Genomic DNA, 19,225 nt, shown 5'->3' with positions numbered 1-19,225 from the left:
AGACGTTATATATAACGTCTCTACATAATTTATAATTTCGCCATGTCAGTAGGTTCTACCTGATGGGATGTTTGCACCAACTCATAGAGTTTAGTTTCAAATTTTTCCATACAAGCTGACCAATCATACTGCACAATGGAAGGACGAGCTTGTTCAGCCATAGCTGCTTTCAGTTCCGGCTGAGAAAGAATTTCTATCACTTTTTGAGCAAAGTCTGTTGGGTTGTTGGGTTGAGCTAAAAAGCCGTTTTTACCAGGAGTTACTTGTTCAGTAGTGGATGGTGCTAAGGCTGCAACTACAGGAGTACCAGAAGCCAAGGCTTCGTTTGTGGTGGTGCAGAAGTTTTCTGTGACGGAGGGATTGACAAATACATCCGCACGCGCAAACCAACCTAATAATTCTGTACCGTGAGACTCACCCCAGATTGTAATACCTGAGCCGAATTTTTCCGCACGTTTGCGAATTTCGGCATCTAAGGGGCCACTACCGACAATGACTAAATGCACATTGGGAATTTGAGCCGCAATTAAGGGATAGGCATCGATTAATTGGGGTACATTCTTCTCAGCAGTGATACGTCCCACAAACAGAATAGTTGGTCTATTGTCATCGGGGATGGGGTTGTAACAGATATTGCGAGGATGGAATTTTTCGCAATCAATCCCCTGATAGGGGACATATTCACTAGGATGACATCCTAAATTTTGGTATTTAACCAGTTGTTCACGAGAAGAAAAGATATTGAGATTGTAGTCTTGACTAAACTGCTTCACCATGTAAGGAATGATGGGACGCAGCAAGTTAAACAATACATCGCCTAAATAATATCTGATATAAGCAACGATGTCTGTGTGGAAGACTGAGATAATTGGGGTTTGAGTGCGTTGGGCATATTCTACACCTACAGGACGACCATACCCTTGAATTAAGGCTGAGTATATACCTCGCATTTGGGCGGCTTCTTCCACTACGATGATATCAGGTTGAAAGTCAGCCAATAATTGGGTGTCGCTCCAATGGCGATAACTCAAAGGTTGGGGTAGAGATTTGTAGAATATGAGTGGTTTTGTGGGGAATGAGTAGGCAGAGAAATTAGGATAAGATTTTAACTCATCTAACCCAGGCATGGGGCGATCGCCTACTTTTTTAGGATACTGCTGATTAAATTGGGGATGGACTAAAAATACCTCATGTCCTTGTTGTAGCAACCAACGCACCCTCTGATGCACTGCCACGGAAACCCCAGTTAAAAAAGGAGCATATAAGCCTGTAAACAAAGCGATACGAAGCTTTGACTGGTGCATAATTTTAGTGAATTTGTGTATTGTTTAGAAAAACTGGTTTTTGAAAGCTGAAGCACCCAAAGTTAGGATTTACGCCTAGTTAACGCTAGCTGAAACAGGACTTACGCAACTGATATATTAGTAGGGTGCGTCAGATATCAGAAAGACGTTTATTGACAGCATTTAAACAGTCTGACGCACCCTACAAGACATCTGGAATGTGACACTTGCGTAAGTCCTATTAAAGAGAAATTTGGCGATCGCTTGGTTGATTTTCTACCAGATAAGGGCGATATTCTTTGAGGCGAATTTTCCAAGCCCCTTTGACTTCATACGTCACACCACGCCAATGTACTGTCGGCATATTCAAAGAGCGCAACATAGCGATAGCATAAATCCATTGTGTGAAAGGCATTCCCACAATCATCTTCAATATTAACTGCCAAGATAATTGTGTGACTGGCTTACCCTGAGAACGAATTACCGGTTGTATGCCCATCTCCAAAAACAACATGAGCATCACTAACGCCAGCATATAAATGAGATACCAAATTAAGGCGATCGCTGCTGTATTTCCTTCTCCCACTAACCCAGCCAGCACAAACACCACAATTAACAGATGCGGCATCACAATAGTAAACACTGTGTCAATCACTACCGCCGGCCACAAAGGATGATAAAGTCGAGAAGCCATTAATTGACGTTGCAGCCAATACCTTAAACTTGGCAAATCTGTTTCTTCCTGATTCAGCATCATCAAAGAAGGCACAAACTTCACCCGTAGGTTATGTTTACTCAACACACTGCGAATCATCGTGTCTTCGCCCAAGGCTTGCCCCCACTTCTCTAAAAGTCCCGTTTGCTGTATTACCTCTGTTTTCACAGCCAAAGTTCCACCCCAAGGAATCCCATATAGGTACATCTGCACAATCGCCGACACATTCCAGATATAACGGACTAACGAACCCCAATATTTACCCGTCGGGACATACCAACGATTTCCGGTAGTTGCTCCCACCTTGGGATGAGTTAAAGGAGAGACTAATTCCCGCAACCAATTAGGGTGAACAATTGTATCAGCATCTACCAAAGCGACAACCTTGTAAGACTCGTCTAATTCTGAAACAGCTTGGATTAAGGAACTGCATTTGAGACTACAAGTTGGGCGAACTGTCCGCAAATGACTAATTTGAAAATTAGTTGCACGTAACTCATTGATGGTATCGCTGACAACTTGCCAAGCTGGGTCTTGTTCACTATCAATGAGCAACTTTAAATCATACTGTGGATAGTTTTGCTTGAGGAGCGATCGCAAACAATCACTTAGAAAAGGATCAGCACCCCGTAAACACAACAAAACTGCTGTTTTGGGTAACTGTTCATCCGGTAAATTTTGAGGACGAGAATTCAGACACCATAAAAATAGTAATACCGAACACACTTGAATTACTAACCAACCCACCAAAAACTTTGATATCAATATCGCCAAATCATTCATTATTTATGACCTATACACAACAATCTTTCACAGAACTAATGTGAGATTTTTGTAGGGTGGGCATTGCTTACAAGTTGCTACTAAACTCATTTTTCGATTGTTGACAATGCCCACATATACTGATTGATTATGCTGAAATATATGAAAATAATTTCCTCATTTTCCCAACAATTAAATTTTGGATATACTCAGAATTAATCGGTAACAAAAAACTGTGTTTTTTAAAGCAATATCCGATTTTTTTTTGTCGAGACGCGATTTATCGCATCAAATACACCAAACCATCTTCAAAAATTAATCTGGCAACCAACCACAATCTCAAAGAGATATTTTGCTATCCACAGGCTGATCCAAAAAATCGTAGGGATGGTATTCAACTAAACGAACATTCCAACGCCCTTGAATACGATACAAAACCCCCCGCCATTTCACCGTTGATATCCACACAGAAGACAGCATCGCTAACCCATATATCCACTGTGTTAACGGAATCGCCAGCAACATTCTACCCATCATTGCCAATGATAATCTCGTCCCTGGTTTACCTTGAGCGCGAATCACTGGTTGCAATTGCATCTCCACAAACAGCATCAAAGATAGTAAACCCAGAGTATAGATACTGTAAGATTTAAACAATAAATCTGCCACTTCCCACTGAGCATCACCCAACGAAAATAAAAACAATAAAATTACTAAAGTGGGAAACAGAATGCTAGAAACAGCCTCACTAACGATAGCTAACCACCGGGGATGATACAAACGCGAATAAAGAATCAGACGTTGCAGATATTCAATTATCCCCAACAAATCGCACTCTTCACGATTCACCATAATCAGCGAAGGTACAAACTTCACCTTTAAACCATGTTGTTTGAGGATATTAGGCATCATCAAATCTTCACCGAAAGCTTGCGCCCATTGTTCAACAATTCCCGTTTGGCGCAGTACCTCTGTTTTCATTGCCAGACTTCCACCCCAGGGAATACCAAATAGAAACATCTGCACAACTGCGGCGATATTCCCTGTGTAACGTACCAAAGAACCCCAATATTTGCTAGTAGGTAGATACCAACGATGACCTGTAGTAACTCCAACTTGAGGATCATCTAAAGGACTAACTAATTCCCTTAACCAATGAGAATGTACTATGGTATCAGCATCAACTAAAGCCACCACTTCGTAAGAATCATCTAAATCAGAAATAGCTTGAATTAAAGAACTACATTTGAGACTACAATTGTGGCGAATAATCCTCAAATGAGCGATATGGGCATTAGTTACCCCTAATTCGTTGATAGTATCATTAGCAATCTCCCAAGCTGGATCAGCTTCATTGTCAATAATTAGCTTTAAATCGTAGTTGGGGTAATTCTGCTGTAACAGTGCTTCAATACAATTGGGTAAAAACGGATCAGCCCCCCGCAAGCAAAGAATGACCGCCGCTTTGGGTAAATGTTCATCAGGTAAAATTTTTGTCCGCGATAATCGCACATACAACAAAAAAATCAGAGACAGAAACACCTGAATACCCAACCATCCCAGCAAAGACTGAAACAAAAATGCTGCCAATTCTCTGATCACATCTATGAGTCTCCGGCAAATTGCGCCATCAATAGTTGAGAGGTAATGTTTAATTCAATTTCGTAGTAAGGACTTTAGTCCTGATTTTTCAGCACTAAAGTTCTTACTACCAACCCGCAAAAATTTTGCAATTTCTAGGGGTCAAGTGAGTATTTCAAACTAATATTGATGGTTGTATTTTTGTAGACAAAAAAACTTGACTTACTAAACTTAGGCGTACCTGTTTGAATAGATACTGTAGGATTATTAGAAATCCCAAAACCTTCCTTGGGGATACCAAAAAAATCAGAATCAAGTTTTTGATTGCCATTCTGATCATCTACGATGGCTACAGCATAAGTCCCAGGCTTCAAGCCATAGAAATGTTTAGTAACCGACTTACCTGTAATTCGGGTACAGCCACTTTGCACTTCACTGGTATCACTCATAGGAAATCCTTTGGCACTATCGTAAACTCTAAAGCAAATTTGCCCTTTTTGATGCCGGATACCGTTGACTACAACAGACAATTTAGCTGTCGGTTCTGCATGCAATGGTTTAATACAAGTGAAGCTCAATAAAGTAGCCAAAAAAACATGATGCAAATGAGCAATTTTCAACATATTGTATTTCTCCTGAAAAGGTCATTTGTAACTCCCTAATCCTGTACAGACGCTATTAGTCGCGTCTCTACTTCCTGGTTTGTTAATGGTTTGTCATGCCAACGTTGCCAAATTTTTTGTCCTGCTATCAGCACATCTTGAAGTAATAAAGACTCATTGCCGTTTAATTGCTGGTGTAAACTGATAGCGCAACGTATTTGGTCATATAAATTCAGTCGCAACAGGTGTATAGAAGCGATATACTCCCATAACATTCGCCAATGAGGGAACAATATTTTTCCCTGTTTGGATGAATCAAACCACACTGTATAGGCGTGATAATCTGGTAACTTATCTAATGAGTATTGCGGATTGTTGTTAGTAAACAACAAATAATCAGGGAAAAACATACTCATTGATTGTTGCGGATGGCTGCGGGCAAAAAATAAGTATTCGGGTATTTCATAAAATCGCCCGACTAGACCCAGCCTTAATAAAAAAATGCCGTCCGCATTACCATAACTACCCATTGGTGGGATTTTTCTCAGGGCATCAGAGCGAATTACACCATAAATGGGATAGCAAAGATGCTTAGTCAGCAATTCATGAAAACGCTGATAATTTTTAGGTGAATCTGCCTTCAGTTGAATGTCGTAGTTTTGCAAAAATTCACCCTGTTCATCAATGAAATATACATGAGAGTGGCATAAGATAACTGTAGGGTCTTTATCTAATACCTCAATACATTTCATGATAAAATCATGTGCGTGTAAATCATCATGAGCAGCCCATTTAAAATACTCACCTGTCGCTAATTCAAAGACGCGGTTAAAATTGCGGGCGCAACCAATATTTTCGTTATTCCTGTAGTAGCGGATGCGGTTATCTTTAGCAGCGTAGGCTCGACAAATTTCTTCAGTATTATCTGTAGATGCGTTATCTGAAATAATTAATTCAAAATCAGTAAATGTTTGAGCCAACAAAGAATCTAGGGCTGCTGGAATAAATTTATCGCCATTATATACAGGTAAACCAATACTCAATCTTGGCGAAGTTTTGATCATAATAGTGGGAATGGGGCATTAATCAATTCAAAATTCAAAATTCAAAATTCAAAATAGCCTGCGGCATCGCGTAGCGTCCCGTAGGGAAGGCTTGCGCCTACAAAATTCAAAATTCAAAATTCAAACTTGAATAACTTCTGCCCCTTTGCATTTTTATTTCAGTAGCTTTTGGATGTCAGTCTTGTCTATCCATTGTTTGGTATGGCGCAACCCTGTTTCTAAATCAATTTTGGGTTTGTAATCTAATAAACTTTGAGCTTTAGCAATTGAACAGGGATATGGACGAGTCATAAAATCTACCGATTCTGGCAGAATATCGGCTTTTTTACGAAAGAGTTTTTGTCCCTGTAGACGCACTTTTAAAAACAGCTTCATTTCATCTTTAGGTACAGACATCGGAGCAGGTAAACCTTCCATTGCTGCTAGGCGCATAAAATATTCTTTCCAGGAAGTTGCTTCTCCGTCGGTGATATTGAAGATTTCACCGTAGGTCTGTTTTTCTATTGCCAAAAAGATGGCATCAATCAGGTTGTCTACATAGAGATGGTTAATAACTCCTTGCCCATCATTGGGGTAGGCAAATAACTTTTGGCGCATGAAGTGAATGGGTTTGGCTACCCAAGGTAGACTTCCAGGCCCGTAAACATCGCCAGCACGAATGATAATCAAGCCAAAATCTGGGGGAGAATTGAGGGGTAACAGTTCGGCTTCGGCGGCGATTTTGGTTTGACAGTAGGGGTTATTGCTACCGGAGAGTTGTCCAGATTCAGTGATGCGATCGCTATAATCAAATCCATACACCAAAATACTAGAAAGATGCACAAAAGTCTTCACACCAGAACTTTTGGCAGCTTTAGCTATATTCACAGCACCGTCAACATTCACTTCCTGAAACTGTTTGATAGGGCCAGCTTCTTCGGTAATTTGGGCAGTATGTAAAACAATGTCTACCCCCTGACAAGCTTTTTTGGCAACAGCCGCATCAGTAATACTACCAACAATCACCTCAGCCCCCAACTTTTGGGCAGCATCGGAATTCTTAGAACTTTGCAGTCCACGCACCTTCAAGCCCTGTGCTATAGCTAACTCGGCTGCACGCAACCCGATAAATTCATCAATTCCAGTAATCAGCAGCGTCTTATTTTGCAAGTTCATAGTACAGCCTTTATATTCTTACTAAAGTTTTCCAAACCTAGGGGAGGCAGGAGGGACAAATCAATTCAAAATTCAAAATACTCCTAGGTCGAAGCAAGCTACAAAATTCAAAATTAAGTTAATTTTTCCTAGAATTCTTGACTTTTGAATTGTTTGATGGACTCTTCCCTATTCCCCATTCCCTAAAAAATATCAGCCGGGTCTGCGGAACGAAGTTTGTTAATCGCAAGTGCGCCAGAAGTGATACACATTAACACTGCGGATATCAGAACAATCATGGCATTATTCGCAGTCATGACAATCGGTAATTTTGTGGCTTCCATTGCAAAATCATACAGTGCTACAGACACTATAAATCCGGGAATATAAGCAAAGAATGCCAGAATTAAAGCTTGTTGAAATACCACATTTAAAAGATAAGAATTGGGATAACCAATAGCTTTTAATGTGGCATAGGCAACAAATTGTGTAGCAATGTTACTGTAGAGAATTTGATAGACAATCACCACACCGACAACCGAAGCCATTGTCAGCATCAGGTTGAGAATAAAACCTATTGGCGTTCTAGCAGACCAATATTGTTTTTCAAAATCAATAAAACCTTGACGAGTAAAAAGCCTGACATCATTAGGTAAATTAGCTCGCAAATTTGCTAAAACCTGTTCTTGATCAGCATCAGGGCTGAGGGTGAGGATACCTATATCTATTCTCTCGGATGGGCGAGTATTGGGATTGATGCGAAGAAAAGTTGAGTCACTGACAATTAAGTTACCATCCACACCAAAGGAAGGGCCTAAGCTGAATAAACCACCGACTCGGACTTTGTAGCCTTTAGGGCCATCAAAGGGAAAGATTTCAATTGTCTGTTCGGTATCTCCTTTCTCAAAATTCGCAGCGATGGGGCCAAATTCTGGTCGGGAATCTCTATCAAATAACATGATATCGGGAATTTTGAGCTTATCTAAATTATGCTCAACTCCAGGAATATTTAATACAGATTGACCAGGGTCGAAACCCATCACATATATTGAATATTTCTCACCAGTGGCCGGGTTTTTCAATTTGGCAAATTGCAAATACAAGGCGTTAACTGATTCTACGCCATCAAACCCTAAAGTTTGGTACAAACGAGTGCGAGAAAAGCTCTGATTTGAGGTCAAAGATTTATATTGAGAACTGACTAAAAATAAGTCACCTCTAAGACTCTGGTGTACGGCGGTTGCACTAGAATAAAGTGCGTCTTGGAAACCAAGTTGCACAAACATCAGCAAGACAATGAAGGCTATCCCGGCGACAGCAACCAAAAACCTGAGTTTTTGTTGGACTAGCTGTAGCCATGCCAAAGGAATCTTAAAATTCATGGCTTTTTTACTAGGGAATAGATAGGAGTAGGGGAGAAACCCTAATGACTAATAACTCATGACTAATAATTCATGACTAATGACCAATGACTAAATCTGAATAGCCACATCCACCTGTAAATTAGTTAACCGAGACACCCGTTGATTTTCTGCGGGGTCATCAATAGAGATTTTGACTTCAATGATTCTGCGGTCTGTATCCGAGGCGGGGTTAATACTAAAAATGCTTTGTTTGTCTACTTGCAGACCAATTTCCCTAACTGTGCCGTGCAATTTCCCACTAAATGCCGGGCTAGTGATGATCGCTTTTTGACCTAAACGGACTTTTTGAATATCGGTTTGATACACTTCTGCAATCACATACATTTGAGATGTCTGACCGATATCCGCAAATCCATTAGTGGCGATCGCTTCCCCACTTTTAGCATGAATTTTCAAGATTTTGCCGTCCATAGGAGCTTTAATATAAGTTAACTCCTGGTCTGCTTTCGCTTGTTTGACGGCTGTTACAGCACTTTTCACTTCATTTTGTGCTAACTCTACATCTACAGTCCGTACTTCTCGAATACTGTTGAGTCTAGCTTTGGCTTCTTTGATTTGGTCGGCGAGGGTGTTTTGAGTGCGGCTGAGATTGGCTTTGGCTTCTGTGAGTTGTTGCTGTATTGTCTTAACTTGTAAAGCTTTAGAATCCGCTATGGAAGCAGGAACAGCACCTTCTTTGAATAATTTTTGATAACGATTGTTCTCGGTTTGAGCATTGTTGAGTTCGGCCTGAATACGGTTGATTGTTGCTTGTTGTGCCGCGACTTCTCCTTTTAATTGCGACTCTAAACGAGCTATGGTAGCTTTTTGGGCTTCAATGTCTCCAGGTTTAGCTCCAGCTTTTACCTGTGCTAGTTGGGATTTGGCTATTTGCAGTTTATTTAATGCTTGTTCTAAGGCTGCTGTAGCACGGTTATAATCTTCCAGATATGCCAATACTTGCCCGGCTTTTACCTCGTTTCCTTCTTTGACGAGCAGTTTTTCTACTCTGATACCGTTGGTGGAACTAGGTGCAGACAAAGTGGTGACTTCGCCTTCTGGTTGTAATCTTCCCAAGGCTGTAACCGCAACTTTGACTGGTGCAGCCTTGGGAGGGTTAGCGGTGGGAGTCTGTTCTGGAGTACGAAGCTTTGGCGGCAAAAAACTGTAGAAAGCAACTAAGCCAGTAGCTAAAGTAATTGATGCTGCTAAAATTAACCGCCACCGACCTTGGGGTTTTATGAATAACTGGCGCAGCCGTTCCTTATTTACTTCCATATTTTCATTTCCAATTTGAGGTGTGATCAGCCAGTAATATCTAAAACATCTTTATGAATCAACTGCTCAATATTTATCTGCAAACTAACTGGAAAAAGACAGGTAACACGTAGCAGAAGGAAAGAGAAGTTTTTTCTGCGGTTGGTATACGCAGTTTGTAACGGCTAGTATGAGTAATTTTTCCCTGTATTTATATCAATGAGCAAGCAGTTCTAATTAAGTTTATCTGACTGGTTTGATAGCTTGGCTACTCTCGCACAGTAACCATCTGATTGCAACATTAATGATGGTTAATTAACTACAAATCTTTCTTCAGTTCTACCTTAATTAGAATTCGTATCCAGTAGCGAAAAATACGTTTGCTTTTTTAAAAAACTTCAATCCCAATTAATCCGAAGTGACGAGTGGAAATTCAGGGCATAATTTTTTAGTAGACGTGTTCAATCATTGCAAAAAAATGTGATTTTGTCAATTGATGGGGGATTAATCATTAGTCATTGGTCATTGGTCATTAGTTATGAGCTTTTCTTTGCCGCTCCCTCATCCCCCTAATCCTTTTGTGATGTGTCTCTGAGATTATCGAGGAATGGCGATCGCAACAGTTGTTGATCAGACATTCTCTGTGATTATGTGAGTAAAATCATCATTTCTAGACATTGCTCAAACATATTCGGTATATCTTAGTCGTAATTGTTGGTATTTTGACTAAAGGCTTGATGTCTTAGTAATTTTGCCTGATTTTTGGTGTTAAATACTCAGACATAATTAACTCACATAGTCGGCTGGCAGTAGTCTGTAGGGGTTTAGCATTGCTAAACCCCTACAGCAATAGGAAATCAGCTTTTAGATTAGTCTTGAATTTGTTCAACAATCAAATAAGATCATACATTCTTTGCCTATTCCCTATTTTGTTTAAACTGCACAATATATCAAAGAAATTTTTGCTTAATAAATACTCTTTCAGCCCCATAAGTCATTTATATTAAAAATTCATCAAAAAACAAACCTTGATTATGATGTAGTGCTGAGAAATAAATTATCAATGCTATGTAATCTGATTTGTGTATGCAGGGAATGTTTACGGGCTGGAAAATCAACTGATGCTGTCATATCTTTCTAGATAAAGTGAACTTTATAGCCGACATCAAGCTACTTACTAGCCAAGAATTATGAGTTTTCAATTATACTTGTGTATTATGCAAAAATTGAGAGTTTCATCAACTAACACCCGGCTTTTTTATAAAATTCATTTAAACCAATGATTTAGTTTCTATGAATTGTGCTATTCTTTGTATTAATTCAATACTTAAAAGCAGCGAGGAAAATTAGTTATTTATGTGCGCGTGGAACAGTAAATAATGACTAAACCTAGCTGCATGGTTATCACCTTTAAATGGTTGCTGGTTCGTGTAAATAACTGTGTAATTCCGAGTCAAGGTGATGTTTCTTCTGTAACGAACTTGTCAACTTTTCTGGGTTAAATCCCATAACATATATTATCCTGGACGCTGAAACTGGCTATGGCATTCATCAAGATACAGAACGTTGTCATTAATACCAACTATGTGGCTGCGGTGAAGCTAGATAATCAAACGAGTTTGGGAGAAAAAAGCGTTTCAGTTCTCATAGCTACACCTAAATTGCCATTGTCCAATTTGGATACAACTACTCACAATTTCTACCATTACGAATGGATTGAATTTACTGGTCAAGCAGCTACCGCGCTTCAAGATTATTTTACCAGCGTCAATAACGTCATCGACCTGTTACCACAATATCAAGAGTCGAGCGTGAGATAACATGATTTTGCAATAGCCTAGAAACGCCAACAGCGTCCATTCATCAGGGTGAAGTGGGAGGAGAGGCTAGGAAGAGGCAGGGGGGCAGGGGAAGCTAGGGAAGCAGGGGAGGAAAATCCAATGCCCTGTGCATCAATGCCCAATGCCCTATTCCCAATGCCCATTTGCTAACAAGAAAGAACACTTCTCAGGGTAAGCAACAGAAATTACTGTAGCTACAAAATCCACAGTACCCCAGAAGAGAATATTTACTATGTCTGCTAATTCAATTGATGCTGCCTTGGCGGAGTTAGAAAGCCAAATTAGTAACTGCGAAAAGGCTTTGTTGCGGTGTATTGAGGACAAAAAGATGAACTTGGAACAACCAATGTCAATTAACAAAATTAACAGACAACTACAACAAAATCCTATAGCCATTATTGGCATGGCTTCTCTAGTTCCTCAAGCTAGAAACTTGCGGGAATATTGGCAAAATATCATTAATAAAGTTGATTGCATTACCGATATTCCTGCCACCCATTGGAGTGTAGAAGATTATTACGACCCCAACCCCAGAACACCCGAAGATAAAACCTACTGTAAACGTGGCGGGTTTATTCCAGAGGTGGATTTTAACCCGATGGAATTCGGTATTCCTCCCAGCATTTTAGAAGTTACCGATGTTTCGCAACTATTAAGTCTTGTAGTTGCAAAAGAAGCAATGGAAGATGCTGGTTATGGCGAATCTCGTGACTTTAACCGCGAGATGGTAGGCGTAATTTTAGGGGTAGCAATGGCGAAGCAATTGGGGATGCCCCTGTCTGCGCGTTTAGAATATCCTATTTGGAAAAAAGTCCTCAAAAGCAGTGGACTCTCCGACGAAGACACCGACAAAATCGTTGAAAAAATTAAAAGTGCTTACGTCAAATGGGATGAAAACGCTTTCCCAGGGATGTTAGCTAACGTCGTTGCTGGACGCATTGCCAACCGCTTGAACTTTGGTGCAATGAACTGTGTTGTTGATGCAGCTTGTGCTAGTTCCTTCGGTGCGTTGAAAATGGCAATTAGCGAACTGGTAGAATATCGGGCTGACATGATGCTGACTGGTGGTGTAGACACCGACAACACCATCATGGCTTACATCTCCTTTAGCAAAACCCCAGCCGTTTCCCCCAGCGAAAACGTTAAACCCTTCGATGCTAAATCTGATGGGATGATGCTAGGTGAAGGTGTTTGTATGCTGGTGTTGAAGCGTCTGGAAGATGCAGTCCGCGACGACGATAGAATCTATGCAGTCATCAAAGGTATAGGTACTTCCAGCGATGGACGCTACAAGAGTATTTATGCACCCCGCAAAGAAGGTCAAATCAACGCCTTACGTCGTGCTTACGAAGATGCTGGTTTCTCTCCTGCTACCGTTGGTTTAATTGAAGCCCACGGTACGGGAACAATGGCTGGCGACCCCACCGAATTCGGTTCTTTAAGAGACTTTTTCGCTGAACACGACAACAAAAAGCAACATATCGCTTTGGGTAGTGTGAAATCTCAAATCGGACACACCAAAGCAGCAGCAGGTGCAGTCAGTTTAGTTAAAACTGCCTTGGCATTGCATCACAAAATCTTACCACCGACAATTAACATCACTGAGCCGAATCCCAAGCTCAATATTAACAACTCCTCATTTTATCTCAACACTGATACTCGTCCTTGGATTCGGGCGGAAGGTGAAGCACCAAGACGTGCGGGTGTAAGTTCCTTCGGTTTTGGTGGAACAAACTACCACGTAGTTTTGGAAGAATACGACAGCGAACAAAATCGCCCCTACCGTCTGCACAGCACCCCCCGCGAAATCCTGCTGTTTGCTGCTACCCCGGCGGAATTGCTGAAAAACTGTGAACAAGTTTTGAATAACTTGCAGTCAGAAGCAGGTGATAGACACTTCGCCCAATTAGCGCAAGATTGTCAGTCTCTAGAAATTCCCCAGAATGCAGCTAGAGTTGGTTTTGTCGCGGAAAATCTGCAAGAAGCTTGCAAGTTGATGCAAATTAGCATTGACTGGTTGAAACACAAAGGTACTGTTACTAATTGGGAACATCCCCAAGGAATTTATTACCGTGCTTCTGGGATGGAGTTAGGCGGTAAAGTAGTGGCGTTGTTCTCCGGTCAAGGTTCTCAATACCTGGAAATGGGTAAAGAACTGGTGATGAACTTCCCCACCTTCCGCCGTCTCTACGGTTATATGGATGGGTTGTTGCTGCAAGATAACTTGCGTCCCCTCTCAGAAATTGTGTTCCCTCATCCGGTGTTTGATGAGGCTGAGAAAAAGGCTCAAATGGCTGCACTGCAACGCACAGAATACGCACAACCAGCGATAGGTGCATTTAGTGCGGGGTTATATTCCATCCTCAAACAAGCTGGGTTTAAGTCTGACTTTGTAGCTGGACACAGTTTTGGGGAAATCACCGCTTTATGGGCTGCGGGGGTGTTGAGTGACCAAGATTATATGTACCTAGTCAAAGCTAGGGGTCAAGCAATGGCTGCACCAAAAGACCCTGATCATGATGCGGGTACGATGTTGGCGGTGAAAGAAGATATTAATAAAATTGAACCGATTCTCAAGCAGTTTCCACAGGTAACGATCGCTAATTATAATTCTCCTACTCAGTTTGTTTTGGCAGGGTCAACCGCCGAAATTGCGAAAGTCCGTCAGGTTTTACAAGATAAAGGTTATGCAGCCATACCTTTACCAGTATCCGCCGCTTTCCACACCTCACTGATTGCTTTCGCTCAGAAATCCTTTGCGATCGCTACCAAATCAGTTACATTTAATCAACCTAAGCTGCCCGTATTCAGCAACGTTACAGGTAAGCAATATCCCACAGAATCCCCAGCCATTCAAAAAATCCTAGAAACTCACCTCGCTAACTCGGTGCTGTTCAAACAGGAAATTGAAAATATTTATGCTGCTGGTGGTTATTGCTTCGTGGAATTCGGGCCGAAGAGAATACTGACTAACTTAGTCAAAGAAATTTTAGGCGATCGCCCCCATGTTACCGTAGCTTTGAACCCCAGCGCCCAGAAAAACAGCGATCGCTCTCTGCGAGAAGCCGTAGTACAAATGCGCGTCCTGGGTATGCAGTTGAAAAACCTCGACCCATACCAAACCCAGCCAACCCTACCCCCAACCAATACCAAAAAAGGTCTGAGTGTTAAGTTAAACGGTATCAACTACGTGTCCGAAAAAACCAAAAACGCCTTCGTGCAAGCGTTGAATAATGGACACAAAATATCCTTAACACCTGCACCCACAGTCAATGTTACCGCTACCCCAGTGCAAGAAACACCCGCCATCTCTGCACCTGCGGCTACCGTCACCCCCCAACCAATGACACCCGCCATCTTTGCACCAGTCAAAGAAACCAACGGTAACGGTAACGGACGCGCCCCCAAAATTACCAATAACTCTACTATCACCACCGAAGCAAAACCCGAAATGAACTCTGCGATCCTTGCACCTCAACTAGCCGAAGAAAAGAAGATGCAAACACCAGAAACACTGGAAAACTTCCAGCGAGTGCTAGAAAGCCTAGAGTACCTAATGACTCAATTCCAGCAAAACCAAGCTGAGAACCTGCAAGTACATGGTACTTACCTCAACCATCAGATGGAATACACTAAAGCCTTCTTCCAACTGATGCAACAGCAAAATGCTTTGTTTGCTAACGCCAAGACTTCCCAAGAAGCAGCCCAGCTTAAGCTAGTAGTGACGGAAAGCTTGGAACGCAGCATGACACAGTTTCACTCTCAACAAAGTGAAACCCTCCGCATTCATGAAAAATATCTTCAGGAACAAGTAGCTTACGCGAAAAACTTCTTCGACCTGATTCAACAACAATATTCCTTAGTTCTTTCCAGTGGCGTAACTGCACCAGCCACCGAAACACCAGTAAAAGAAGAAGTTACCAAACCCATCCCCGCTTTCAGCATTGACAACCCCGTTGTTGAAGCACCCGCACCTGTCACCGCCAAAGTAGAACCCCAGCCTCAGCCTGTAGTTGAGCCTGTAGCTAAACCCGAATTCACCATTGCTGATGCACCTGTTGCACCTGCACCCACAGCTTGGCAAATTCAGCCTGAACCTGTAGTTGAGACACCCGTTGCAGCACCCGCACCTGTGGCTCAAGTCATCGCGCCCCCAGTCCCAGAAGTTGAAGTAACTCCTGCACCTGCACCTGTAGCTGCACCCGTCGTAGATGTGGCTGAGTTGGGTAACAACCTACTAGCAATTATCAGTGATAAGACTGGCTACCCAGTTGAAATGCTGGAATTGGAAATGGACATGGAGGCAGACTTAGGAATTGACTCCATCAAACGGGTAGAAATCTTAGGCGGATTACAAGAATTGTATCCTGATTTACCCAAGCCAAACTTAGAAGAACTAGCAGAAAAACGCACCATTGGGCAAATTATCGAGTTTCTTCAAGGCAATGCAGCTAGCGGTCAAACTGTAGCAGTTGTAACACAGCCTGTAGAACAAGTAGTAGAAGTACCTGCACCTGCACCCGTAGTTGCTCCCCCTGCACCTGAGCCAGTGGCAGTTGTAGAAACCATTGCAGAGACGGCAGTTGCAGACACCACAGATTACGCAGACATCGGTCAAAACCTGATTAACATTATCAGTGATAAGACTGGCTACCCAGTGGAAATGCTGGAATTAGAAATGGATATGGAGGCTGACTTAGGGATTGACTCCATCAAACGGGTAGAAATCTTAGGCGGATTACAGGAATTGTATCCCAACCTGCCTAAACCCAACGTCGAAGAATTAGGCGAATTGCGTACAATCGGTCAAATTGTTGACTACCTCCAGAAGTTGGTGGGAGGTGAAAAAAAAAAGCCTCAGCCTGAGTTTGACTGGGAAGCAGTAAAAATCATTGACGGTGTACAACGCCGTCCAGCCAAACTCAAATACCTGCCAGCACCGGATAGTTTAGAGTTCACATTACCAGAGGGACACATCTGTTTAATTACTGATGATGGCTCTCTGACTACCTCCCAAGTAGCGCAAGCCTTAACAGAACGGGGTTGGAAAGTGGTAGTTTTGAGCTTCCCCCAATCGATTGTACCCCAGCGTTCGCCTTTACCCGCAGGTGTAAATCAAGTCACCCTTGCAGATATGAGTGAAGAACTACTACAAGAAAAATTATCTGCGATCGCTACCCACTACGGCACGATTGGGGCTTTCCTCCACCTCCACCCAGCATTTCAGGTAGATAACACCGGGAAAATTCCCTTCCTCCCAGCAGAAAAAGCCATTGTAAAGCACGTTTTCTTTATGGCGAAGCACCTGAAAAAATCCTTGACGGAAGCCGGACGGTATCAACGTAGTTGCTTCTTTACTGTAACTCGCTTAGATGGCAGTTTTGGGTTGGAGCATAATGTGAACTTTGGCGCAGTTGGTGCTGGGTTATTCGGGTTAGTTAAGACTCTGAGATGGGAATGGTCGAATGTGTTTACTAGAGGTATTGACCTCAGTCCGAGTTTAAATCCGCAAACTTCAGCACAACATATTGTTGATGAGTTGCATGATTCTAATCTTTGCATCTCTGAGGTTGCTTATGGTTCTCAGGGGCGTGTTACTTTGATTAGTTCTTTCGAGTAGAGGGTTTGGGGATTGAGGAGGAGTTTAAAAACGCAGAGGGGCGCATATTCGCGTAGCGTCTCGCTCCAGAAGGTAAACGCAGAGGTACGCGGAGAGAATTTACCTAGTCCCCAGTCCCCAGTCCCTAGTCCCTAATCCCTATTTATTCAAAGCTAAGATTTTTAATAAGATGACTACACTGACTCAGGTTCGTTCTTCTTCGGTTTTTGTTGTTAGTGGTGGTGCTAAGGGAATTACGGCGCAATGTGTGACTCGATTAGCGCAGCACCAGCCTTGTCAGTTTATTCTGCTGGGGCGTTCGCAGGTGATGGAAAATGAGCCTGATTTCGCTCAGGATTGTTTTGAAGAGGCTGTGTTAAAAAAACGGATTATGCAGCATCTTATCTCCCAAGGGGAGAAGCCTACACCGATGAGTGTACAGAAAGTTTATAACAAAATTGTTTCTAGTCGGGAGATTAAAACAACTCTGGCGGAAATTCACAAGGCTGGCGCAAAGGCTGAATATATCAGTGTTGATGTCACTAATGTGGCGGAGTTACAGCAAAAATTAGCGGCTGTGTCGGCACGAGTGGGGAAAATTACAGGGATTATTCACGGTGCGGGTAACTTAGCTGATAAGTTGATTGAGAAGAAGACAGACCAAGATTTTGAGAAGGTTTACACAGCTAAGGTACAAGGCTTGGAAAATCTGCTGTCTTGTGTGGATGCTAAAGAATTAGAACATTTAGTGTTGTTTTCTTCCGTGGCGGGATTTTATGGGAATATTGGACAATCCGATTATGCGATCGCTAATGAAATTCTCAATAAGTCAGCCCACTTGATTAAGCAATACAACCCTAACTGTCACGTTGTCGCTATCAACTGGGGCGGTTGGGATAGCGGTATGGTGACACCAGAACTCAAAAAAGCTTTCGCAGAAAGAGGAATTGATATCATTCCTGTGGATGTCGGAACACAAATGCTAGTCAATGAACTCCATCCCAGCCATCGTGACTCTACACAAGTAGTCATTGGTAGCCCCATTATCCCCCCAGCCGGCACACTAGACCCCCAACTCCGCAGCTATCGCATCCGTCGCCGCCTAAGTGTAGATGCAAATCCCTTTTTAATGGATCATGTCATTGCTGGGACTCCCGTACTACCAGCCACCTGTGCCATGTCTTGGATGATTCATGCTTGTGAAGAATGCTATCCAGGTTATCGCTATTTAAGATGTAAAGACTTCAAAGTTTTAAAGGGGATTACCTTCAATCAAACATCAAAAGAATACATTCTCGAAATTCAAGAACTCGCTAAAAATGGTGCTGAATCAATCGAATTTCAGACCACAATTTTGAGTAAAACCCCCGAAGGAAAAACCCATTATCATTTCCGCGCTAACATTACAACTGTGCGGCAAACACCAGAAGCACCGATATATGAATCTGTAAATTTGACAGAAGATAATATCATCACCACAACTGGTAAAGACTTCTATCAAAATGGAGATTGCTCCCTCTTTCATGGTGCAGCATTCCAACAAATTACCAGAGTTATCAACATCAGCCCAGAGAAAATTACTGTTGAATGTTTCTGGTCAGAAATCTCACCAGAAACCCAAGGACAATTTCCCATCAGATGGTATAACCCTTACGCCACAGACTTAAGTACCCAACCCTTATGGTTATGGTTAAGCCATTATCACCAAGAAGTATGCTTACCCGGACAACTAACAAATTCAGAACAATTTAGACCCATTCCATGTAACGCCCCCTTCTACGTTTCTTGTGAAATCATCAGCAAAACCGCAACCGGCTTAACCGCCAACTTCATGCTTCACGACACCGAAGGAAAACTATACTCCCGCATCCTGGGAGCAAAAGCCATAATTGCACCCATGAACCTACACAAACCGAAGTAGGAGCGACTGGTGATTGGGGACTGGGTATTAAGAATAAATTCCCCCTCATCCCCTCCCTCCCTC

11 protein-coding genes are annotated in these 19,225 nt (G+C 42.1%); 3 read left to right on the top strand and 8 right to left on the bottom strand.

The features are described from left to right. Positions 1-29: 29 nt before the first annotated feature. The 8 genes from A3775_RS03790 to A3775_RS03755 all read right to left on the bottom strand — a co-directional run bounded on the left by A3775_RS03790 (position 30) and on the right by A3775_RS03755 (position 9,822). Positions 30-1,304, bottom strand: a complete 1,275-nt coding sequence (locus A3775_RS03790) for a glycosyltransferase (RefSeq protein ID WP_066380772.1) — start codon at positions 1,302-1,304, stop codon at positions 30-32. 220 nt (positions 1,305-1,524) lie between these two features. After that, positions 1,525-2,781, bottom strand: coding sequence for a glycosyltransferase family 2 protein (locus tag A3775_RS03785; protein WP_066423929.1), 1,257 nt, complete (start codon positions 2,779-2,781; stop codon positions 1,525-1,527). Positions 2,782-3,099: 318 nt separating this feature from the next. After that, on the bottom strand, positions 3,100-4,359 hold the full coding sequence (locus A3775_RS03780; RefSeq protein ID WP_066381022.1) for a glycosyltransferase family 2 protein: 1,260 nt from the start codon (positions 4,357-4,359) through the stop codon (positions 3,100-3,102). A gap of 137 nt (positions 4,360-4,496) precedes the next feature. Beyond that, positions 4,497-4,964: a DUF2141 domain-containing protein gene (locus tag A3775_RS03775; protein WP_066423925.1), complete on the bottom strand. Its 468-nt coding sequence runs from the start codon at positions 4,962-4,964 to the stop codon at positions 4,497-4,499. 35 nt (positions 4,965-4,999) lie between these two features. Continuing rightward, positions 5,000-6,007, bottom strand: coding sequence for a glycosyltransferase family 2 protein (locus A3775_RS03770; protein ID WP_066380768.1), 1,008 nt, complete (start codon positions 6,005-6,007; stop codon positions 5,000-5,002). A gap of 153 nt (positions 6,008-6,160) precedes the next feature. Then, positions 6,161-7,162, bottom strand: a complete 1,002-nt coding sequence (locus A3775_RS03765; RefSeq protein ID WP_066380765.1) for an NAD(P)-dependent oxidoreductase — start codon at positions 7,160-7,162, stop codon at positions 6,161-6,163. Between the two features lie 182 nt (positions 7,163-7,344). Beyond that, positions 7,345-8,523, bottom strand: a complete 1,179-nt coding sequence (gene devC, locus A3775_RS03760; RefSeq protein ID WP_066380763.1) for an ABC transporter permease DevC — start codon at positions 8,521-8,523, stop codon at positions 7,345-7,347. 90 nt (positions 8,524-8,613) lie between these two features. Next, complete coding sequence (locus A3775_RS03755; protein ID WP_066380758.1) at positions 8,614-9,822, bottom strand: ABC exporter membrane fusion protein; 1,209 nt, start codon at positions 9,820-9,822, stop codon at positions 8,614-8,616. Between the two features lie 1,520 nt (positions 9,823-11,342). On the opposite strand from A3775_RS03755, the gene A3775_RS03750 reads away from it, so the two are divergent. From A3775_RS03750 to A3775_RS03740, 3 genes are all read left to right on the top strand, one after another. After that, positions 11,343-11,621: a hypothetical protein gene (locus A3775_RS03750; RefSeq protein WP_066423918.1), complete on the top strand. Its 279-nt coding sequence runs from the start codon at positions 11,343-11,345 to the stop codon at positions 11,619-11,621. 253 nt (positions 11,622-11,874) lie between these two features. Continuing rightward, positions 11,875-17,262 (top strand): type I polyketide synthase, encoded by a 5,388-nt coding sequence (locus A3775_RS03745; protein ID WP_066423917.1) that lies wholly within the window; start codon positions 11,875-11,877, stop codon positions 17,260-17,262. A 169-nt stretch (positions 17,263-17,431) separates the two neighbouring features. Further along, positions 17,432-19,162 carry an SDR family NAD(P)-dependent oxidoreductase gene (locus tag A3775_RS03740; RefSeq protein WP_066423915.1) on the top strand — a complete coding sequence of 577 codons (1,731 nt, stop codon included), beginning with the start codon at positions 17,432-17,434 and terminating at the stop codon, positions 19,160-19,162. Positions 19,163-19,225 lie beyond the last annotated feature (63 nt).

It is taken from the genome of Anabaena sp. 4-3 (assembly GCF_001597745.1).
Classification (GTDB): Bacteria; Cyanobacteriota; Cyanobacteriia; order Cyanobacteriales; family Nostocaceae; genus Trichormus.
Note: the sequence above shows the minus strand (reverse complement) of the source record. Positions and strands in the feature narration are given on the sequence as shown.

What these genes read in the sequence shown, in the direction of transcription:
- A3775_RS03790 (WP_066380772.1), bottom strand. Translation starts at nt 1,304, where the DNA reads ATGCACCAGTCAAAGCTTCGTATCGCTTTGTTTACAGGCTTATATGCT.
- A3775_RS03755 (WP_066380758.1), bottom strand. Translation starts at nt 9,822, where the DNA reads ATGGAAGTAAATAAGGAACGGCTGCGCCAGTTATTCATAAAACCCCAA.
- devC (WP_066380763.1), bottom strand. Translation starts at nt 8,523, where the DNA reads ATGAATTTTAAGATTCCTTTGGCATGGCTACAGCTAGTCCAACAAAAA.
- A3775_RS03745 (WP_066423917.1), top strand. Translation starts at nt 11,875, where the DNA reads ATGTCTGCTAATTCAATTGATGCTGCCTTGGCGGAGTTAGAAAGCCAA.
- A3775_RS03740 (WP_066423915.1), top strand. Translation starts at nt 17,432, where the DNA reads ATGACTACACTGACTCAGGTTCGTTCTTCTTCGGTTTTTGTTGTTAGT.
- A3775_RS03750 (WP_066423918.1), top strand. Translation starts at nt 11,343, where the DNA reads ATGGCATTCATCAAGATACAGAACGTTGTCATTAATACCAACTATGTG.
- A3775_RS03775 (WP_066423925.1), bottom strand. Translation starts at nt 4,964, where the DNA reads ATGTTGAAAATTGCTCATTTGCATCATGTTTTTTTGGCTACTTTATTG.
- A3775_RS03765 (WP_066380765.1), bottom strand. Translation starts at nt 7,162, where the DNA reads ATGAACTTGCAAAATAAGACGCTGCTGATTACTGGAATTGATGAATTT.
- A3775_RS03785 (WP_066423929.1), bottom strand. Translation starts at nt 2,781, where the DNA reads ATGAATGATTTGGCGATATTGATATCAAAGTTTTTGGTGGGTTGGTTA.
- A3775_RS03770 (WP_066380768.1), bottom strand. Translation starts at nt 6,007, where the DNA reads ATGATCAAAACTTCGCCAAGATTGAGTATTGGTTTACCTGTATATAAT.